Genomic DNA, 18,447 nt, shown 5'->3' with positions numbered 1-18,447 from the left:
GGTAACGTGTGGAGGTGACCGGTACTAATCGGCCGAGGACTTACTGACAAAGGTTGCTACGCGTCCACTGTGCGGTATCTGAAACAACACACAGATACCCCGGCTTTTTCCCATGAACCTCCCCTTTCTTTACCTGGGTGGGGTTGGTGGGTGGGAGCGCGCGGGGGTGTGTGGATAGTTTCATAGAGTTACGGCGGCCATAGCGGTAGGGAAACGCCCGGTCCCATTCCGAACCCGGAAGCTAAGCCTGCCAGCGCCGATGGTACTGCACTCGACAGGGTGTGGGAGAGTAGGACACCGCCGGAACATCCTTCACGAAAGGCCCTCAACACTGTTGAGGGCCTTTCGTCGTTTATCCCGGAATTACTTTCTTACCGATCGACGGCGAGTGCGTTCGTCAATTCATTCGCCGCGCTGCGTGTCGCATCAATGAAATGCTCGCGTTCGGCTCGCGTTGTCGCGGCGCGCAACGGTCCCAGCTGCACTTCGTAGGCCGCGGTGCCGCGAGCGTCGAAAACCGGCGCCGCCAGATAACTCAGCGGCAATACCTCCTCCGAATCCAGCTCTGCCCGGGTGAAGGGCCGTGACGTGAGCGCGGCGAGCTGCCGAAGCGCGCGAGTGCGCAAATGAGGTTGCAGCAGTTCGGATCCCACCGCGCCGAGCAGATCGGCGAGCAGATCGACCATCCCCGCGTCGTCGGCGCGTGGCCGGAAGACGGCCACCCCACGATCGCGTACCAGCGTCAGTAGCTCACCGGCGGTCCGTTGATCGTCATCGGTGGCGGTGCGCAGCCAGGCGTTCTGCTCGCTCGCAGGCCGCCACGGCATCACGCTGGCACCGGCCGGGAACTGGAGCGGAATGCGCTGGCCCACCGGGATTCCGGGAACGACACGGTCGACGCCGTGCCGCACGTCGAGCACCGTCAGCCGGTCTGGTTCGATGCGGCTGAACGTGGCGCCGTACCCGGTCCGGGCGGCGAGGCCGGCGAGGAGATCGCCGACGCCGTGCGGGAGGGCGGCACCGTGCAACCCGGCCAGGGCTGGCCCGGTTACGTAGCCGCGAGCCTGGTCGCGAGCCACCCAACCGGCCGCGTCCAGTTCGGCCAGGATCGCGGTCGCGGTCGCGCGGGCGATGCCGAGACGCTCGGCGATGCCCGCGACGCTGATCGGCTCCCCGGAAGTCGCCAGCAGCGACACGATGTCGACGACGCGACGCGTCGGTGGCGAGGCGGACCGGTCCGGCATCGGCACAACCTCTTGTTCTCTATCGAGCGAGCGACTTACTATGACGAATATTAGATCATTATCCTGTCGAATATTCGACAGTAGGGAGTGCGCATGATCCTGGATCGGTTCCGAATCGACGATCAGGTCGCCATAGTGACGGGTGCGGGCCGCGGTCTGGGCGCGGCGATTGCGGTCGCGTTCGCGGAGGCGGGCGCGGACGTCGTCATCGCCGCACGCACGGAGAGCCAGCTCGAGGAGGTCGCCGAGCGGATCGCCACTGCCGGGCGACAGGCCCATGTGGTGCCTGCGGACCTGAGCGACGCCGATGCCACGGCGGCCCTCGCCGCGTCGGCGGTCGAACGCTTCGGGCGGCTGGACATCGTGGTCAACAACGTGGGCGGGGCACTGCCGTGCCCGCTGCTGGACACCACGCCGCAGGCGCTGGCGCAGGCCTTCGACTTCAACGTCGTCAATGCGCACGCACTGGTCAGGGCCGCCGTGCCGCGCATGCTCGAAACCGCGGGAGGCGGTTCCATTCTGAACATCACCTCCACGATGGGGCGGCTGCCGGGGCGTGCGTTCGCGGCATACGGCACCGCCAAGGCCGCTCTCGCCCACTACACCAAGCTCGCCGCCCTGGACCTGAACCCCCGTATCCGGGTGAATGCCATCGCACCCGGCTCGATCCTGACCTCCGCGCTGGAGATCGTCGCGAGCAATGACGCCATGCGCACCGAATTGGAGGCCAAGACGCCCCTGCACCGCATCGGTGAACCCGAAGACATCGCCGCGGCCGCGCTCTATCTGGTATCGCCCGCAGGGAAGTACCTCACCGGCAAGATCCTCGAGCCCGACGGCGGCTTGATCGTCCCGAACCTCGACCTCCCGATTCCGGATCTGTGACATGACATATCGCGTAGTGCAGTGGGGCACCGGCAATGTGGGCAGACATGCCCTGGCCGGCGTCATCGCCCATCCCGAACTGAAATTGACCGGCGTGTGGGTCTCCGGGCCCGCCAAAGACGGAGCCGACGCGGGCCTGCTCGCGGGACTCGACCGTGCGGTCGGGGTCACCGCGACGACCGACGCCGAGTCATTGCTCGCGTCGCGTCCGGACTGCGTCGTCTACTGCTCCATGACCGACAACCGGCTGGTGGAGGCCGTGCAGGACCTCCAGCGCATCCTGGCCGCCGGAATCAACGTCGTCGCGTGCGCGCCGGTGTTCTTCCAGTACCCCCAAGGCGTGCTGCCCGACGAGCTGCTTCAGCCGGTGCGGGAGGCCGCCGCGCAAGGGAACTCGTCGCTGTGGGTGAACGGCATCGATCCCGGCTTCGCCAACGATCTGCTGCCGCTCGCGCTCGCGGGGACCTGCCTGCGTGTCGACCAGGTGCGCTGCCTCGAGATCGTCGATTACGCCAGCTACGACAATCGTGCGGTGATGGTCGACATCATGGGCTTCGGCAAGCCCGTCGACGAGATTCCCATGCTGTTGCAACCCGGGGTGCTGTCGCTGGCCTGGGGCGGCACGGTCCGTCAACTCGCGGCCGGGATCGGGGTCACCCTCGACGCAGTCACCGAGACCTACGAACGGATTCCGGCTCCTGAGTCGTTCGACATCGCGACGGGACACATCGCCGAGGGAACCGCGGCCGCGTTGCGATTCGAGGTTCGTGGCATGGTCGGTGACGTGCCCGTCACCGTGCTCGAGCACGTGACCCGGCTGCGGCCGGATCTGTGCCCCGACTGGCCGCAGCCCGCGCACCCCGAGGGCTCCTACCGCGTGGAGATCACCGGCGAGCCCAGCTACGCGATGGACCTGGTGACCTCGAGCGGCAACGGCGATCACAACCACGCGACCCTGCTGGCGACCGGCATGCGCATCGTCAACGCCGTCCCCGCGGTGGTCGCCGCCCCCGCAGGCATCCTCACCGCGCTCGATCTCCCGCTGATCACCGCGCCGGCACAGCGCTCTGGTCACTGACCGAACGCCGGGGGTCGCGCTGCCCCGCTGCGCGCCGGACTATCCGGCCCGCAGCGCGGACAGCGCGCGTTCGACGTCGTCGTCGCTGTTGTAGAGGTGGAAGGCGAATCGCAGACCGCCCCCACGCGCCGAGACGATCACATCGGCCTGTTCGAGCCGGGCCGCCATGTTTCCCGCGCCGGGGACGGAAACGATCGGGGAACGTTCCGTGACGGGCTCGAAACCCAGCTGTCGCAGCCCCGCGCGGAACCGGTCGGCGAGTTCGACGTTGTGCGCGCCGATCTTGTCGACGGTGAGTTCCTCGATCAGGGACAGCCCGGCCGCCGCCGCCACGACGCCGAGCCAATCGGGTGTCGTGTCGAACCGCCGCGCCGTCGCGGGCAGTGCGGTCGGATGGTAGAGCTCGGCCCAGCGGTCCTCGGCGGCGTACCAGCTGGACCCGATCGGACGCAGCTGCGGGACGAGTTCGGGCGTCGTGGCCAGGAACGCGACGCTGCGCGCGCCGATCAGCCATTTGAAGCTGGCGCAGACCCAGTAGTCCGCGTCGGCGAAGCGCAAGGGCAACCAGCCGGCGGCCTGGGTGGCGTCCACGAGCAGGCGCGCGCCGGCGGCCCGGGTGGCAGCGCGCAGCTCGGCCAGATCGGTGACGCGGCCGTCTGCGGACTGCACCACGCTCACGGCCACCAGCGCGGTCTCCGGCCGCACCTGTGCGGCCAGCTCCGCCAAGGGGACGAAGCGCACGACGAGATCACCCCGATAGACGAAAGGCATGGAAACCGAAGCGAATTCGCCTTCCGGCAGCAGCACCTCCGCACCCGCGGGCAGCGCGGCGGCCACGGGGGCGATGAGGCCCGCGACACCACTGCCGAGCGCTATGTCGTCGGCCGCCGCGCCGTCGAGCAGCCGGGCGAAACCCGCGCGCAGGCCGGGGACCAGTTGATCCAGCGAGGCTGTCGGCCCACCCCGGCCGGTCGCCCAGGTCGCGCTCGCGTCGCGCACCGCGGTCAGGGCGCGGGTGGACGGCAGGCCATAGGAGGCGGTGTTCAGGTAGGTGGTTTCGGGGGCGAACTCGCCGGGCGCTAGGGAGGGCATATCCGCAGCATCCGCCGGGCGCGGGTGGACCGTCCAGCGCCACCGGGCGAATAGTGGACCGATTTACGCCCGGCGGTCAGGGCTTCGGCGCCCACATGTTGGACAGCAGCTGGAAGCTGGGCGTGTCCGCCAGCGACTGCATGGATTCGTAGATTCTCCGGTAACCGGTGGAGGCGATGCGCCACTCGCCGTCGGCGTCGCGGCGGTAGGTGTCGGTGTAGTAGCCGGCCCCTCGGATCAGCACTCCGTACTCGGTGGCGATCACGGTGTCCTCGAATGCCCAGGATCCCGTGGCCGTTTCGCCGTCGACGCCGATCTCCGGATGGTTGGCGATGTGGACCGTGACGACCGAGGGACCGAGGTTCTCCCGCATGAACGCGGTGATTGCGTCGCGGCCGTCGAGGTGCAGCGGCTCACCCATGGCATGGGTGCCGTAGCGTCCTTTCGCGTCGACGGCGAGGGTGTCGGCGAACTCGTCCCACTCTTTGAGGTCGAGGGTCCGGAAGTAGCGGTACTTCAGTCGGCGGACGGCTTCGATGGCGTCGAGATCCATCTGTAGAGCCTGGCACGCGCGGGCCATTCGGACAAGAACGTGTTCTACTTTGCCGGTGTGGGCGCGGCGCACCGGTAGGCTACGGCCGGCTGTGAGAACGACCGCGGGTGTCGGCGTGGAAGCTCGATTCAGGCCTCGTCTGCGGAACCGGATGGCGGATGGGGTGTCGAACCGGCACGACCGGGTACCCGCGTGACGGGCGCTATCGCTGCTACGACGGCGTCCCAGGCACCGATCTCGTCACGACCAGGGGAATTCGCGATGACCGACCGTCCAGCCACCCACCACTCGAACCACGAAAGCCTTCTCGACCAGGAAATCGCCTTGAAAGCGGCCGCACAGCGCTTGGAGGACGAATTCGACGGCGTCAGCGAAGCCGCGATCGAGGATCATCTGTACTCGTCGTACGACCGTTTCGCCGACCACGCCACCGTCACGAACTACTTGCCGCTGCTGGCCGAACGGTACACCCGTGAGTGGCTGTTCAGCCTCGCGGATGCCGCACACGGGCCCGCGTAGCGGTTGCACCGGCGCGGCCACGTGTGCACAGGTGATCGGCGCGGGAGGCGCTCGTCCGCGCCGCGCCGCGCCCGGTCGGCGCCGCCGCGCCGAAAGGATGCTCGAATCACCCATGTCTGGTGGTAATACTCCTAAGCTCTACGCGAACACGCGTGGAGGTTGGCAATGACGGTCGAGGTGATGACCGATCCCGAACCCGGGGAGTTATGGCCCGGTTCCGGGCAGGCAGCGCGGCCGGGCCGGCCACCGGTGTCGATGATCGAGCGGATGACGCTGATACTGGAGGCATTCGACGCCGCGACGCCGACGCTCACTCTTGTCGAACTCGCCGAACGCACCGGGCTGCCACGGTCCACCGTGCACCGCATCCTCGACCAGTTGATCCGGCTGCGCTGGCTCGCGCACGCGCCCGGCGGCTACCGGCTCGGCCTGCGCACGCTGGAGTTGGGCGGACTCGCCGCCGACCACAACGAGATCCGGGACGCGGTGAGTCCGCTGCTGCACGATCTGTGCCAGCAGACCGGCATGGTCGGCCACGTCGGCGTCCTGGACGGGCGCGACGTGCTGTATCTCGACAAGGTCGGCGGCCGGTTCGCCGCGACCGTGCCCACACGGTTGGGCGGCCGGATGCCCGCGCACAGCACGGCTCTCGGCAAATCGCTGCTGGCCACGTTGGAGCCGAGCATCGTGGAGGCATCCTTCCGGGATCGCCTGCCGCAGCTGACCGCGCGCACGCTCGCCGACCGCGCCGAACTGCATCGCGAACTCGGCCGCATCCGAAACCGGCGGGGTGTCGCGGTCGACAACGAGGAGACCGTGTCCGGCATCACGTGCGTGGCGGTGCCGATCCGTGGTCGCGGCGCGGCGGTGGCCGCGGTGTCGCTGTCGATCCGGATCGGCGCCGACCGAGCGGTGCCGGATACCGCGCGATTGGCCCGCGCGCTGGTCGACGTGGCCCACGAGGCGGGGCAAGACCTCTTTCCCCGGCACGCGCGCGGACGCTAGCGGCACCGCGCAGGCCCGGCGTCGTTCGCCGAAAGCGCCGGATCATTTCCGATCGGCCGGCGCCGCTGCGCCCGCGACAGCTGCAATAGCCGGGTTGTTGCTGAACTGGGAATCTTTCACAGTGAAGAATTTTCGTTCGCCAGGTGCACGAGCGGTCGGGCTGCTTTCCTGGTGCAGTCAGGATGAACAGTTCGCGAGCAGGTGAGCCGGAGTCGGGGAAGCGATGCACCGGGTACCCATTCAAGAGCGGCCATTGCGTTCCGAATGGCTGTGGTTTGCGGCAGGCGTGCTGGCCACCGTCGCGGTGGTCGTCTGGCTGGTGCGGCCGTCGGCGCCGACCTGCGTTGCCGGGAACTCGCCGAACGAGGCGTCCGCGCCGTCGCGTTTTCCGGTGTCCGCCGTGACTTTCGCCCCGATCGGCCCGGACGTGGCCGTCGAGGCGCGCTACTCCGTGTTCGGCGAGCAGGTGTCGTGTTCCTTCCGCGAGCTGCCGCCGGACGGCTACTATGCCGGGCTGTCCACCTCCGACTACGGGCGCGCCGATCTCTGCGGGGCGTATCTGGACATCCAGGGTCCATACGGGTCGGTCCGGGCACTGGTGGTCGATCGCTGCGCGGCATGCGCCGCGGGACAACTTGATTTGAGCGCGGCGGCGTTCGAGCAGATCGCCGATCCCGCCGCCGGCGTGACGCAAGTCCGCTACCGGCTGGTTCGCGACCCGCAGCCTGCTCGGGAACTGACCTACGAGGTGAGACCGGACTCGACCAGGACCTGGTTCGGCATCCTGTTCGGCGGCACCGGAAACCCCTTGCGCGAGGCGGCCGTTCGCCCGGCGGCGGGCGGACCGTGGCGACCGCTCACCCGCCGGGCCGACAACTACTGGACGATTTCCGGATCGGGGCTCGGCCCGTTCACGGCTCGGGTGACCGACGTCTTCGGCAACGAGGCCGAGATCCCCGGCGTCACGGCGGAACCGGGGAGCCACTCGGCGGGTGCCCGGCTCTACGTCGGCGCGCCGTCGTTCGCGTCGTCGGCGCCATCCCTGGCCACCTCGACGGGACCTGGCAGGGTCGCCTCCCGCTGCGGGGCGTAGCGCTCAGGCGAGTTTCGTGGCCAGCGCACGACCCGCGGCCCGGCCGGAGAAGATGCACCCGCCGAGGAAGGTGCCCTCCAGCGCGTTGTACCCGTGCACGCCGCCGCCGCCGAAACCGGCGACCTCGCCCGCGGCGTACAGACCCGGGAACGGCGTACCGTCCGGCCTGATCACCTGGGAATTCAGGTCGGTCTGCAAGCCGCCCAGCGTTTTCCGGGTGAGGATGTTGAGCCGAACGGCGATCAGCGGACCCGCGGCCGGGTCGAGGATGCGGTGGGGTTTGGCGACCCGGCCGGCCTTGTCGCCGATGTACCGGCGTGCGTTGGCCATCGCCATCAGCTGGCTGTCCTTGCTGTACTTGTTCGCCACTTCCCGGTCGCGCGCCACGATCTGGCGTTCCAGGTCGTCGTAGTCCAGCTCAGGACCGCGAGCGATCTTGTTCATGCCCGCGACAAGTTCCCGCAGCGTATCCGCGACGACGAAATCGACACCGTGCTGTTTGAAGGCTTCCACCGGGCCAGGGGCGCCCTTGGCCACGCGGCTTTTCAGAGTGAGTTTGAGATCCTTGCCGGTGATGTCCGGGTTCTGCTCGGAGCCCGACAGCGCGAACTCCTTCTCGATGATCGACTGGGTGAGCACGAACCACGAATAGTCGTAGCCGGTCTTCAAGATCTCCTTCATCGTTGTGTTGGTGTCGAATCCGGGGAAACACGGCGCGGGCAGACGCTTCCCGTTCGCGTCGAACCACAGCGAGGACGGTCCGGGGATGATGCGGATGGCGTGGTCGGGCCAGATCGGGTCCCAGTTGACGATGCCCTCGGTGTAGTGCCACATGCGGTCCCGGTTGACGATGGCGCCGCCCGCGGTCTCGGTGATACCGAGCATCCGGCCGTCGACGTGTGCGGGCACGCCGGAGATCATGGTCTGCGGGCAGGGGCCGAGCCGCTCGGTGGGCCAGTTGCGCCGGATCAGTTCGTGATTGTGGCCGATTCCGCCGGAGGCCACGATGACGGCCTCGGCGCGGAATTCGAACTCACCGACTCCGGTCCGGGACGAAGCGCGGCCGCGATCCAGATCGGTGTCCTCGAGCACCGTGCCGCGCACGCCGACGACGGCGCCGTCCTCCACGACCAATTCGTCCACCTGATGGCGGAAGCTGAAACGAACCAAGCCACGCCGCTCGCCCTCGAGCACCGGCTCGGCGAAGACCCGGACCACCTCGGGGCCGGTGCCCCAGGTGAGGTGGAAGCGCGGCACCGAGTTGCCGTGTCCGTCGGCGCGGGCGCCGCCGCGTTCGGCCCAGCCGACCAGCGGCGTCACGCGCAGGCCGAGTTCGCGGAGGTACTCCCGCTTCTCGGTGGCCGCGAACCGCACGTACGCCTGCGCCCACTGGCGGGCCCACTTGTCCTCGTCGTCGCGGTCGAACCCGGCCGAGCCGAGCCAGTCCTGCAAGGCGAGATCGTAGGAGTCCTCGATGCCGAGGCGCCGCTGTTCGGGGCTGTCGACGAAGAACAGCCCGCCGAGCGACCAGAACGCCTGGCCGCCGAGGTTGTTGCGGTTCTCCTGGTCGAGTATGTGCACTGTGCGGCCCGCCTTGACCAATTCGTGCGCGGCGACCAGGCCGGCCAGCCCGGCGCCGACGACGAGGACGTCCGCCTCCGGCGTCACTTCGGGACTGTGGTGAGACATGTCGATCCTTCGGTTGCGGTGCTGTAGGCCAGCACGACGTGGTGGAAGAGTTCGGTGCGGCGCTCGCGCACGACGTGGCTGTCCGGCTCCATCAGCACCTGCACGCTGGTGCCGTCATGGACGGCGATGAGTGCTTGGCCGAACGCCTCCGGATCCGGCACGGTGCGGCCGCCGCGCGCGAGCGCGGCGACGATCGTGGGCATGAGCGCGGCGACGATGGCCTCCTCGCGGGCGGCCATCACCCTGCGCAGCGCGGGAGTGCGCAGGGCGTGCGCGGTGAATTCGGCGGTGATCCGGTACCAGCTCTCGTCCACCGGGACAGCTCGTTCCAGGCGCTCGACCGCGGTGCGCACGTCGTCGGTGCCCTCGGCCGCGATCTCGTCGAGGATGGCGCTCGCCTCGGTGAGCATCGTCGTCGAGCGCTGCTCCCACATGGCCAGGAACAGTTCGTCCAGTGAGCTGAAATTCGAGTAGAACGCCCCACGGGTGAATCCGGCGCGCTCGCACACCCGCTCCACGGTGGCGCGCCCGAAGCCCTCCTCGGCGAACGCCTCGTACGCGGCGACGAGCAGCCGGTTCCTGGTTTCGGCGCGGCGGCGGGTGACCCGGGCGGGCGCGGCCTGCGCGGCATCGGACGTCATCGGGCACCTCCTCGGTTCGGCCTCGACCCGGCATCGAATACAGGAATGTACTCGATACAGAAACGTATCAGGTGTCGTCGTCCGGTGTGGCGGGTTTCGCCGAGTAGGGTGATTCCGGCGTATTCCGCCAGGTCGGGATGGGTGATCCGGGTCGATCCGAGCGATGCGAGGTGAGGCGAGGTGAGGTGAGGCGATGATGAGCGAGTTCCACGGCGGTAACACCTTCATGCGTAGCTGGCGGGTGCGCAGGCCCGGCCCGATCGAAACCGGCCCGCTGGACGCGGAGCGCACGCCTGTCCCGGTACCCGGACCCGGCGATCTGATGGTGCGTGTGCTGGCCTGCGGCGTGTGCCGGACCGACTTGCATGTGGCCGAAGGCGATCTTCCGGTGCGCCGCACCGGGGTGGTGCCGGGGCACGAGGTGGTCGGCGAGGTCGTCGTGGTCGGGCGAGACGCGCAGGGAAAGGGCTTCGCGGTGGGGGATCGGGTGGGAATCGCCTGGCTGCGGCACACCTGCGGGGAATGCAAGTTCTGCCTGCGCGGGGCGGAGAACCTCTGTCCGCATTCCGCTTACACGGGCTGGGACGCCGACGGCGGTTATGCCGAATTAGCTTGTGTGCCATGGGATTACGCGCTGAGGCTGCCCTCCGGATACTCCGATGCGGACACCGCCCCACTGCTGTGCGCGGGCATCATCGGGTACCGCGCGCTGCTGCGGGCCGCCGTGCCGCCGGGCGGGCGGCTGGGCATCTACGGCTTCGGCGGCAGCGCCCACATCGCCGCTCAGGTAGCCGCCGCCCGAGGAGCGGAGGTGCACGTGATGACACGCGATCCCGCTGCCCGGGAGCTCGCGACCGCGCTGGGGGCCGCGTCGGTGCGGGGCGCGGCGGAACCGCCTCCGGTGCTGCTGGATTCGGCGATCCTGTTCGCGCCGGTCGGCGAGTTGGCGCCAGCCGCGCTGGCGGCACTGGATCGCGGCGGGATCCTGGCCATCGCCGGTATCCATCTCACCGACATTCCGGCGCTGAACTATCAGCGGCATCTGTTCCAAGAGCGCGAAATTCGCTCCGTCACCGCGAATACCCGCGCTGACGCCCGCGAATTCCTGGCTTTCGCCGGCGAACACCGGATACATCTGACCACGCACGGGTACTCCCTGGACAGGGCCGATCGAGCGTTGACCGATCTCGCGCACGGACGATTCACGGGCGCAGCGGTTCTCGTGCCGTAGGAATCCGTAGAACACGATTCGGCGCTGACTCCGTATCGGTCGGGTGGAGTTCCTTGACGGCCCCTTCCGCCGTTCTTACCTTCGCGGATATAGCGAGTAATTGTCACTGACAAGTGTCGATCGGCTGTCTCACAACGGCGTGAGTAGGTGAGTACGATGGCCAACCGGAAGGTAATTCACTTCGAGAAGTGGCGTGTAGTAAGGGCATTCGCTGTGCTGCTGCTCGTCGCGGGATTCGGGGCCGCGACGGGATTGCACGCATGGGCGACGTCGTGCGCGTCGGTCGACGTCGTCGTCGCGAGAGGCACCCACGAACCCGGATATCTGGGTTCGGTGGTGGGCGACCCGTTCTATGACGCACTGTGGCAGGCACTTCCAGCCGATTCGCAGGCTTACCGGGTGGACTATCCCGCCGACCTGCTCGACCCGTCCTCGATCAGCCGCGGCACCCAGGACATGACCGCCCACATCATGTGGCAAGCGGCGAGGTGCCCGGGGCAGCGGTTCGTGCTGGTCGGCTTCTCGCAAGGCGCGGTCGTGACGCACGGGGTGCTCGGCACCGGCGTGGTGACCGCGCTCGGTGGCATCCATTCGCTGCCCGCGCAGCTGCAATCCCGGGTGGCCGCGGTGCTGCTGTTCGGCGATCCCATCCGGCTGATCGGCTGGAATGTGCCGCAGCACTACGCCTGGCGGACCGGAAACTACTGCGCGAGCGGTGATCCGGTGTGCGAGGGCGGGATCCGTCCGGCTGCGCACACCGACTACCGGTGGGCTATGTGGCCGGCCGTCGAGTTCGCGGTGGACCGGGTGTGACGTCGCGGAACCGGGAATCCGCGCGGTGGGGCCGTCCGAGGGCGGCCCCACCGTCGGTCGTGGGTCGCGCAGCTACCACTGCAAGCCGGGGACCACGCGGGCCAGGCGCGCCGCGGGTGCGGGCAACGCCATGAGCGGCATGACCACCGGGGCGAGAGCGGACAGCGGGCCACGGCTGGGCGCCGGAGCGGCAGCGGTCGGCGAATCGGCGCCGGAACGGCGGTCCGAGTCGCCCTGAGCGGCGCTGGATTCCCCGAACATGCGGAAGCCCTGGTGCATGATCTGGCGCTTCACCGACGGCATCAGCAACTCGACCGCCTGGGCGAAGGTGCCGACCGGGGTGTCGATGCGGTGCGGCCGGTCCTCCAGCGCACGAACCACGATCGCGGCGGCCTGTTCCGGATCCGGCACCGGCAGCGACCGGTACAGATCGGTCGGCGCGATCATCGGGGTCCGCACCAGCGGCATCCGCACCGAGGTGAACGTGACACCGGCATCCCGGTTCTCGACCGCCGCGATCTCACTGAAGTTGTCCAGCGCCGACTTGCTCGCCACGTACGCGGCGAACCGGGGCACCTTGGTCTGCACCGCGATCGAGGAGATGTTGACCACGTGCCCGAACCGGCGTGCCCGCATGGACGGCAGCAGTCCGAGGATGAGCCGCACGGCGCCGAAGTAGTTCACCGCCATGGTGCGCTCGAAATCGTGCATCCGGTCGGTGGAGTTGAGCACGGAGCGGCGGATCGAGCGGCCCGCGTTGTTCACCAGGTAGTCGACGTGACCGTGGTCGTCGAGGACGCACTGCACGAGCTTCTCGACGGCTTCGGAGTCGGTGATGTCGCACGGATAGGTATGCGCGACACCGCCTTCGGCGCGCACGGCGTCGGCGGCGGCCGCCAGGTCGTCGTGACCGCGGGCGACCATCACGACCGTGGCTCCGCGCCGCGCGACGGCGTGCGCGGTGGCCAGCCCGATACCGGAGGACGCGCCCGTGATCAGCACGATCCGCCCGGCGAGCGGGTCACCGGTGATGGACACGCGTCCACGCTGCGGGTCGAGGTGGTCGCGCCAGTACTGCCACAGCCGCTCGGCGTAGCTGTCGAACGGCGGCACGGTCAGACCGGAGCTGCGCAGCTGGGCGCGAGTGGAGTCGCTGATGAACTCCGCGGAGAACGAGGTGTGCGGAGCGACTTCGGCGGGGATGCCCACCTGCTCGAGCAGGAAATCGCGCACGGAAGCGATACCCGGGATCTGCGCGAGGCCGCTGAGCGCCAGTCCGCTGCCGGGAACCGTGCCCACGCCGGTCGGTGCCCCCGCCGCGGCGGCGAGCGCGCCGTACACCTCACCGAACGGCTGCGGCTCCGGGTTGACCAGGTGGAAGGTGCGTCCGTCCAGGCCGGGGCGGCGGATCAGTTCCACCATCGCGGCCGAGACATAGTCGACCGGCACGATATTCGTCGCACCGAGGTCGGGCAGCGGCAACGGCAGATCGGACGGTAGCGCGCTCAGCTTCGCGATCGCGCTGAAGAAGTAGTACGGGCCGTCGATCTTGTCCATCTCACCGGTGCGGGAATCGCCGACGATGATCGCGGGCCGGTAGACCCGCCAGCGCACGCCGCGCGATTCGCGCACGAGCTTCTCGGCGGCGAACTTGGTGCGGTGATATGGCGAGGTCAGTTGCTGGCCGAGGTCGAAATCCTCCTCGAAGAACTTGCCTTTGTGGTCGCCCGCGACCGCCACGGAGGAGACGTGATGCAGCACCGCGCCCAGCTCGCGGGCCAAGGCCAGCACCGAGCGCGTGCCGGTGACGTTGGCCGCGTGCGCGGTGTCCTCGTCGGCGGTCATGTCGTAGACGGCGCCCAGATGTATGACGTGGTCGGCCCGCGGCGCCTCGCACGCCAGTCCCAGCCCGTCGACGGTGAGATCGCCGATCAGCGCGAAGACTCGTTCGGCGCCGCGCCAGCCCGCCGCGATGTCGGTGAATTTCGCCAGGGACGTCTCACGCACCAGCACGTGGACGATCGCCTCGGCGTCGCGATCCAGAAGGTCTTGAACGACCCGCCGCCCCAAGAATCCGGTTCCGCCCGTCACGATGTAAGTGGCCATCGCACTCTCCTGCTGTTCACTCGAACCATGTTGTCGCACAAGTCATCCGGCATGCGGCAATGAATGCGGACAGCGTTGATTCGGCCCCCAGCGACAGACGTCGGGCCGAAAGTAGGAACACCTTCGTCCTGACTTATTACTGAACAGTAATCGACCGTGCGCGGCACCGGCAAGCGATCATGACCCGTTCGGCTTGTGGGACTGATCACCTGTCGGTGCAGGTCAAACGGTATGTGTTACAGGAATTTCCAGTTACCGACATTCTGGTCGAGTGTCCAGCAATCTGGCAGCGTCCGGTACGGCTACTTCCATCCGGCTATTTCTTCTCCACGCGGGCGGGCGGTGTACGCAGCGGCGGCTTGCCGCGCAGGAACGTCTCGAAGGCGTCCAGATCGGTCGGACCCACCGTGGTTTCGGTGCCCTCGGTGAAGACGGTGAACCCGTCTCCTCCGGAAGCGAGGAAGCTGTTGGTCGTGATGCGATAGGTGGCGACCGGGTTCAGCGTCGCGCCGGCGATCCGGACACTGTCCGGGACCACCTTCGCGCCCTTGGGTGCGATGTCGGAGTACGCGTAGGTGATGCCGGCGGGAGACAGCACCGTCGGATTGCCGGAGTCGTCCCACTGTTGTTCCAGCAAACGCAGGATCTGACTGCCGGTCAGGGTGAGCGTGACGACCTGGTTGCCGAACGGTTGGACGGTGAAGATGTCGCCGTAGGTGATCGGTCCTTGCTTCAGATCGGCGCGGACACCGCCGGGATTCATGAAGGCGGCCACGGCGGCGGCGGGCCCCGCGGTGGCCGACAGCATCGAATCCGCGATCACGTCGCCCAGCGGCGAGGTGCCCGCCGGGCGCGGGTTGTGCGGGAGAGCATCCGCGGTCGCGCCCACGACGCGGCCCGCGCGGGGCCGTGCTTGCTCGGCGTAGAAATCGATCAGCGCGGTCGTGGGGCCATCGGGCGTCACCTCGCGGGTCACGACTCGGTTGACCGCCGACGCCTGCACGCCGTCGCCGCCGAAACGCAGCGTGACATCGGTGATGAGCCGGCCGTACGAGGCCGCCTGGGTGATCACCTTGCCGCCGACGGTGCATACGTAGGGCTGGTGGCTGTGGGCGGTGAACACCGCGCGGACGGCGGGGTCGATCCGCTCGGCCAGCCCGGTCACGTTCGGGGTGACGTTCGCGCATCCGTTGTAGTCCAGGGGTGCGTCGCTCTCGGGCCGCTGCGCGCCTCCGTCGTGCACCAGCGCCACGATCGCCTCGGCGCCCGCCGCTTTCATCTCCGGCACATGACGGTTGATCGCGGCGGCTTGGTCACCGAAGTAGTAGCCCCGGATCCCCTCGGGCAGGACGATCTGGGCCGTGTCCGGCGTCACCGTCCCGATGACGCCGATCTTGTGCCCGCCCACTTCGAGCAACGTCCACGGCCGCAGCGCGGGCGGAAGGTCGCCGTGGGCGTCCGCGACGTTGGCGGCCAGATAGGGGAACCGCGCGCCCGTGAACGGCGCGCCGGGAGAGCATCCGTCCACCGCGCAGCCGCCCCGCTGCAAGCGCGCCAATTCCAGTACCCCATCGTCGAATTCGTGATTGCCGACCGCCGACGCCGCCACCGCGACGTTGTTCAGGAAGGTGATCGTCGGCTCGTCGTGGAACAGCCCGGAGACCAAGGGGCTGGCCCCGATGTTGTCTCCGGCCGCCAGCACGGCGCTGGAGGGATACGCGGCCTTCAGCCGCGCCAGATGAGTGGCGAGATAGGCGGCGCCGCCCGCGTCGTGCCCCGCGATCTTTCCGGTGGACCCCCCCGGCGGCTGCAGATTCCCGTGCAGATCGTTGAATCCGAACAGGTGCACTTCGTCCGACTGTGCGGGACGCAAGTCGTTCGTCGAGATCAACGGCACTATCCGGGCCGCAGTCGACGAGCCGGGACCGGCGCCGGGATCGGATGTCGTGCCACAACCCCCCACCAGACCGACGCCTACAAGACCGGCAAGGACCACGGCGATGCGACGGCGCGCTCTCATGCCATGACTGTCGCACGTCCGCGTCGTTCGCGCACGACGGCCGAAATGCCGCTCCGCCCAGCACGATGCGTTCGGCCGGCTACTGCGCGGCGGGGAATTCCTCGGCGAGCTCCTCGAAGAGCGCGGTGTTCATCGCGAAGGCACGCCGCCCCTCATCGAGCACGCGGCGGCGCTCCAGATCGTCGAGCGGCAGGCCATCGAGCAGACTGCGGTACTCCCGCTTGAACGCCGCGGGATTGCCGACGCCGTCGAAGACGTAGAAACGGACGCCGTCGCCGCGATGCGGCAGGTCCCACAACTTCTCCGCAGTGCCGCGGATGACCTGTCCGCCGGACAGATCGCCCAGGTACCGGGTGTAGTGGTGGGCGATGTACCCGGCGGGCCAATTGCGCGCGCACTCATCGATGCGTTCGGCGTAGGCCGCGGTCGCGGGCAGGGGTTCCAGGCCGGCACGCCAGTCGGAGCCCATGAGATGTGCGAGGTCGCGCTCCAGTTCCGCGGTGCGGGCGAGCTCGGGCCGGATGAACGGTCCGGCCACCGGGTCGTCGGCCAGCGTCGCCCACCGGCCCTCGAGCGCGCGATAGATGAACCAGAGCTGGCCGGTGTAGCGGTGATACGAATCGACGCCGAGCGATCCGCCGAGCATGTCGCTCATGAAGCGGGAGTTCTCCGCCTCCGCATGCTGTTGCGCGGTGGCGGTGCGGATCTGCGTCGAGAACGGCACTGCTTCCGACATATCCGAAACACCTCACCTCACACCGGGGCCGCCGCCGAAGGAGGCCACCCTGACCAGTTCGATATGAGGTTACCGGGCGGGCGTTGGCCGCGCATGCACCTCGCGGTTCAGTGCACGGGCGCCGACCGGCGGCGACGCCGCACGATCGGGCGCCGCACCGAGCCGAACCGGCGCAAAATCCGCGGTCTGCGCACGGTGCGGTCGAACCACTCGCCGAGGGTGACGCCTGCCGCCAGCGCGCAGCCGATGCCGAAGGCCGACAGCAGCTGGTTTGCTCCGATCAGCAGTTCGTCGTTGAGCAGTGCGTAGAGCCCTCGATAGACCTTGAGGCCCGGCAGCAGCGGCGTGATGCCCGCGACCGCGACGACCAGCGGGGGAGTCAGCGCACGGCGGGCCATCAGACCACCCGCCAGGCCGACGAGCGTCGCGGCGACGCCGGAGGACATCACCGGACCGAACCCGGCCTGCTGGATGAGCAGGAAACAGATGGTGCCTGCCGCGCCACTGCCCGCGGCCGCGGCGAGGGCCCGGCGTTCGGCGTAGCAGGCGAGCGCGAACGCCAACGCCGCCACCGCGCCGGCCACGATCTTCACCGGCAGGTCGGTGATGTCGCCGGCGGAAGTTAGGTACACCGGCGGCACGGTGGCGTCGAGCAGGTCGGCGATGCGCAGGGTGAGCGCGATGCCCGCGATGATGCCGCCGGTCATCATCATCACCTCGAGCATGCGGGCCGTCGCGGTGATGGGTGCGCCGGTTATCGCGTCCTGCACCGAGCCGACCAGCTGTAACCCACTGAGCAGCACGGTGATCCCCGCCGCGATGATCAGGGTCGGGTCGACATCGATCCGCAGGCGCGCGGCCAGGCCCGCCAGTACGATGGCCGGGATCGCCGCGATGGCGCCGCCGACCATGTGCTGGAAGAAGAACGGCAGACCATAGCGATTGAGGACGCGATTGGTGCGGTCGATCGCCGCGGTGGTCGCGAAGCTGACCGCGGCCACCACGGCACCGCCGCCGAGCAGCGCGGCGATCGCCGCCGCCATCAGCGACCACGCGGCGGTGGCGGTCCACCGGTGGTAGGGGTGCGGCGCCTGCGTGATCGCGTCGAGCGCGGCGCGAGCCTCGCCCGGCGGGACCACTTCGTTGCGGATGCGGCGGGTCAGGCGGTCCACGGCGGCGAGCCGGGTGAAATCCAGGGCGCGGTAGTGCACGATCCGCATGGTGCTGGCCGGTGGCAGCGCGGGCCCGCGGTCGGCCCAGATACGAATGGCGTCGTAGGTGACGTCGATGCTGCAGCGCGACAGCCCGTAGGTGGCGGCGATGAAGCGCACCGCGTTGGTCGTGTCCACCACGCCGGTGCCGGAGGACAGCACCACCTCGCCGACCCGGACGGCGAGATCGAGGACTTCGGTGACCCGGGCGTCGTCGGTGAGATCGATCGGCTGCAACGGCGTCGGCGCGGTGACGATGGTGTCCGCGGTCGCCTGCCGGTCCGCGACCAGCAAACCCACGGCCTGGCTGACGACGGGAATCGGCCGGGCGCGCCGCAGGCGAAGCCCGCGACGCCAGCCGAGGTGATCCACCCGTCCGGTGGTCACATCGCCTACGGAAGATGCGTCAGGACTCATGGAGGCGAACCTAGTCATCCGGCGTGCCCTTGGCATCCGTGCGGGTCGCGGGCGGGCGGGCCGGTCGCGCTGCGCCCTTGGTCGGAACGCCGAATCGTGGTAGAACTTGTTCTA

At 68.8% G+C, this 18,447-nt stretch carries 16 protein-coding genes and 1 rRNA gene; 8 read left to right on the top strand and 9 right to left on the bottom strand.

Going from position 1 to position 18,447, the window contains the following annotated elements; all coding sequences use genetic code 11:
* Nucleotides 1-189 precede the first annotated feature (189 nt).
* Nucleotides 190-306, top strand: a 5S ribosomal RNA gene (gene rrf, locus M8859_RS28410).
* A 65-nt stretch (nt 307-371) separates the two neighbouring features.
* Here the strand turns inward: rrf and M8859_RS28405 are convergent.
* Entirely contained in the window at nt 372-1,244 is an 873-nt protein-coding gene (locus M8859_RS28405) for a helix-turn-helix domain-containing protein (protein WP_249645073.1), read from the bottom strand.
* A gap of 93 nt (nt 1,245-1,337) precedes the next feature.
* Here M8859_RS28405 and M8859_RS28400 point away from each other — a divergent pair, with 93 nt between their 5' ends.
* Both M8859_RS28400 and M8859_RS28395 read left to right on the top strand, forming a co-directional pair.
* A complete protein-coding gene (locus M8859_RS28400) occupies nt 1,338-2,129 on the top strand; it encodes an SDR family oxidoreductase (RefSeq protein WP_159926250.1) in 792 nt (263 codons plus the stop codon).
* Nucleotide 2,130: 1 nt separating this feature from the next.
* On the top strand, nt 2,131-3,207 hold the full coding sequence (locus tag M8859_RS28395) for an NAD(P)H-dependent amine dehydrogenase family protein (protein WP_249645072.1): 1,077 nt from the start codon (nt 2,131-2,133) through the stop codon (nt 3,205-3,207).
* 39 nt (nt 3,208-3,246) lie between these two features.
* Here the strand turns inward: M8859_RS28395 and M8859_RS28390 are convergent, their stop codons facing one another.
* The gene (locus M8859_RS28390) at nt 3,247-4,299 is read right to left on the bottom strand and encodes an aminotransferase class V-fold PLP-dependent enzyme (RefSeq protein WP_159926254.1); all 1,053 of its coding nucleotides are present in this window, start codon (nt 4,297-4,299) and stop codon (nt 3,247-3,249) included.
* Nucleotides 4,300-4,375: 76 nt separating this feature from the next.
* Nucleotides 4,376-4,852 carry a nuclear transport factor 2 family protein gene (locus M8859_RS28385; RefSeq protein WP_159926256.1) on the bottom strand — a complete coding sequence of 159 codons (477 nt, stop codon included), beginning with the start codon at nt 4,850-4,852 and terminating at the stop codon, nt 4,376-4,378.
* A 261-nt stretch (nt 4,853-5,113) separates the two neighbouring features.
* Here M8859_RS28385 and M8859_RS28380 point away from each other — a divergent pair, with 261 nt between their 5' ends.
* From M8859_RS28380 to M8859_RS28370, 3 genes are all read left to right on the top strand, one after another.
* Complete coding sequence (locus tag M8859_RS28380) at nt 5,114-5,371, top strand: three-helix bundle dimerization domain-containing protein (RefSeq protein ID WP_195140482.1); 258 nt, start codon at nt 5,114-5,116, stop codon at nt 5,369-5,371.
* A gap of 165 nt (nt 5,372-5,536) precedes the next feature.
* Nucleotides 5,537-6,376, top strand: coding sequence for an IclR family transcriptional regulator (locus M8859_RS28375; RefSeq protein WP_195071419.1), 840 nt, complete (start codon nt 5,537-5,539; stop codon nt 6,374-6,376).
* A gap of 253 nt (nt 6,377-6,629) precedes the next feature.
* Nucleotides 6,630-7,469 (top strand): expansin EXLX1 family cellulose-binding protein, encoded by an 840-nt coding sequence (locus tag M8859_RS28370; protein ID WP_249645071.1) that lies wholly within the window; start codon nt 6,630-6,632, stop codon nt 7,467-7,469.
* Nucleotides 7,470-7,472: 3 nt separating this feature from the next.
* Here the strand turns inward: M8859_RS28370 and M8859_RS28365 are convergent, their stop codons facing one another.
* Together M8859_RS28365 and M8859_RS28360 are read right to left on the bottom strand one after the other, a co-directional pair.
* The gene (locus tag M8859_RS28365) at nt 7,473-9,158 is read right to left on the bottom strand and encodes an FAD-binding dehydrogenase (RefSeq protein WP_195071421.1); all 1,686 of its coding nucleotides are present in this window, start codon (nt 9,156-9,158) and stop codon (nt 7,473-7,475) included.
* Nucleotides 9,134-9,799, bottom strand: coding sequence for a TetR/AcrR family transcriptional regulator (locus M8859_RS28360; RefSeq protein WP_159926264.1), 666 nt, complete (start codon nt 9,797-9,799; stop codon nt 9,134-9,136). Before M8859_RS28360 ends, M8859_RS28365 begins: the two co-directional genes overlap by 25 nt.
* Nucleotides 9,800-10,025: 226 nt before the next feature.
* Between M8859_RS28360 and M8859_RS28355 the strand changes: the two genes are divergently transcribed.
* Nucleotides 10,026-11,030, top strand: coding sequence for a zinc-binding alcohol dehydrogenase family protein (locus M8859_RS28355; RefSeq protein ID WP_195071494.1), 1,005 nt, complete (start codon nt 10,026-10,028; stop codon nt 11,028-11,030).
* 156 nt (nt 11,031-11,186) lie between these two features.
* Nucleotides 11,187-11,843 (top strand): cutinase family protein, encoded by a 657-nt coding sequence (locus M8859_RS28350; protein WP_159926266.1) that lies wholly within the window; start codon nt 11,187-11,189, stop codon nt 11,841-11,843.
* 72 nt (nt 11,844-11,915) lie between these two features.
* Here M8859_RS28350 and M8859_RS28345 read toward each other — a convergent pair whose 3' ends face one another.
* From M8859_RS28345 to M8859_RS28330, 4 genes are all read right to left on the bottom strand, one after another.
* Nucleotides 11,916-13,949 carry an SDR family oxidoreductase gene (locus tag M8859_RS28345; RefSeq protein WP_249645070.1) on the bottom strand — a complete coding sequence of 678 codons (2,034 nt, stop codon included), beginning with the start codon at nt 13,947-13,949 and terminating at the stop codon, nt 11,916-11,918.
* Nucleotides 13,950-14,265: 316 nt separating this feature from the next.
* A complete protein-coding gene (locus M8859_RS28340) occupies nt 14,266-15,969 on the bottom strand; it encodes a bifunctional metallophosphatase/5'-nucleotidase (RefSeq protein WP_195071423.1) in 1,704 nt (567 codons plus the stop codon).
* Nucleotides 15,970-16,048: 79 nt separating this feature from the next.
* On the bottom strand, nt 16,049-16,705 hold the full coding sequence (locus tag M8859_RS28335; protein WP_159926272.1) for a biliverdin-producing heme oxygenase: 657 nt from the start codon (nt 16,703-16,705) through the stop codon (nt 16,049-16,051).
* A 107-nt stretch (nt 16,706-16,812) separates the two neighbouring features.
* Nucleotides 16,813-18,333, bottom strand: a complete 1,521-nt coding sequence (locus tag M8859_RS28330; RefSeq protein ID WP_195071424.1) for a threonine/serine exporter family protein — start codon at nt 18,331-18,333, stop codon at nt 16,813-16,815.
* Nucleotides 18,334-18,447 lie beyond the last annotated feature (114 nt).

This window comes from Nocardia sputi, assembly GCF_023501985.1.
Note: the sequence above shows the minus strand (reverse complement) of the source record. Positions and strands in the feature narration are given on the sequence as shown.

Bases quoted from the DNA above. Each gene is read 5' to 3' on its own strand.
- M8859_RS28405 (WP_249645073.1), bottom strand. From the start codon at position 1,244: ATGCCGGACCGGTCCGCCTCGCCACCGACGCGTCGCGTCGTCGACATC.
- M8859_RS28400 (WP_159926250.1), top strand. From the start codon at position 1,338: ATGATCCTGGATCGGTTCCGAATCGACGATCAGGTCGCCATAGTGACG.
- M8859_RS28395 (WP_249645072.1), top strand. From the start codon at position 2,131: ATGACATATCGCGTAGTGCAGTGGGGCACCGGCAATGTGGGCAGACAT.
- M8859_RS28390 (WP_159926254.1), bottom strand. From the start codon at position 4,299: ATGCCCTCCCTAGCGCCCGGCGAGTTCGCCCCCGAAACCACCTACCTG.
- M8859_RS28385 (WP_159926256.1), bottom strand. From the start codon at position 4,852: ATGGATCTCGACGCCATCGAAGCCGTCCGCCGACTGAAGTACCGCTAC.
- M8859_RS28380 (WP_195140482.1), top strand. From the start codon at position 5,114: ATGACCGACCGTCCAGCCACCCACCACTCGAACCACGAAAGCCTTCTC.
- M8859_RS28375 (WP_195071419.1), top strand. From the start codon at position 5,537: ATGACGGTCGAGGTGATGACCGATCCCGAACCCGGGGAGTTATGGCCC.
- M8859_RS28365 (WP_195071421.1), bottom strand. From the start codon at position 9,158: ATGTCTCACCACAGTCCCGAAGTGACGCCGGAGGCGGACGTCCTCGTC.
- M8859_RS28360 (WP_159926264.1), bottom strand. From the start codon at position 9,799: ATGACGTCCGATGCCGCGCAGGCCGCGCCCGCCCGGGTCACCCGCCGC.
- M8859_RS28355 (WP_195071494.1), top strand. From the start codon at position 10,026: ATGCGTAGCTGGCGGGTGCGCAGGCCCGGCCCGATCGAAACCGGCCCG.
- M8859_RS28350 (WP_159926266.1), top strand. From the start codon at position 11,187: ATGGCCAACCGGAAGGTAATTCACTTCGAGAAGTGGCGTGTAGTAAGG.
- M8859_RS28345 (WP_249645070.1), bottom strand. From the start codon at position 13,949: ATGGCCACTTACATCGTGACGGGCGGAACCGGATTCTTGGGGCGGCGG.
- M8859_RS28340 (WP_195071423.1), bottom strand. From the start codon at position 15,969: ATGAGAGCGCGCCGTCGCATCGCCGTGGTCCTTGCCGGTCTTGTAGGC.
- M8859_RS28335 (WP_159926272.1), bottom strand. From the start codon at position 16,705: ATGTCGGAAGCAGTGCCGTTCTCGACGCAGATCCGCACCGCCACCGCG.
- M8859_RS28330 (WP_195071424.1), bottom strand. From the start codon at position 18,333: ATGAGTCCTGACGCATCTTCCGTAGGCGATGTGACCACCGGACGGGTG.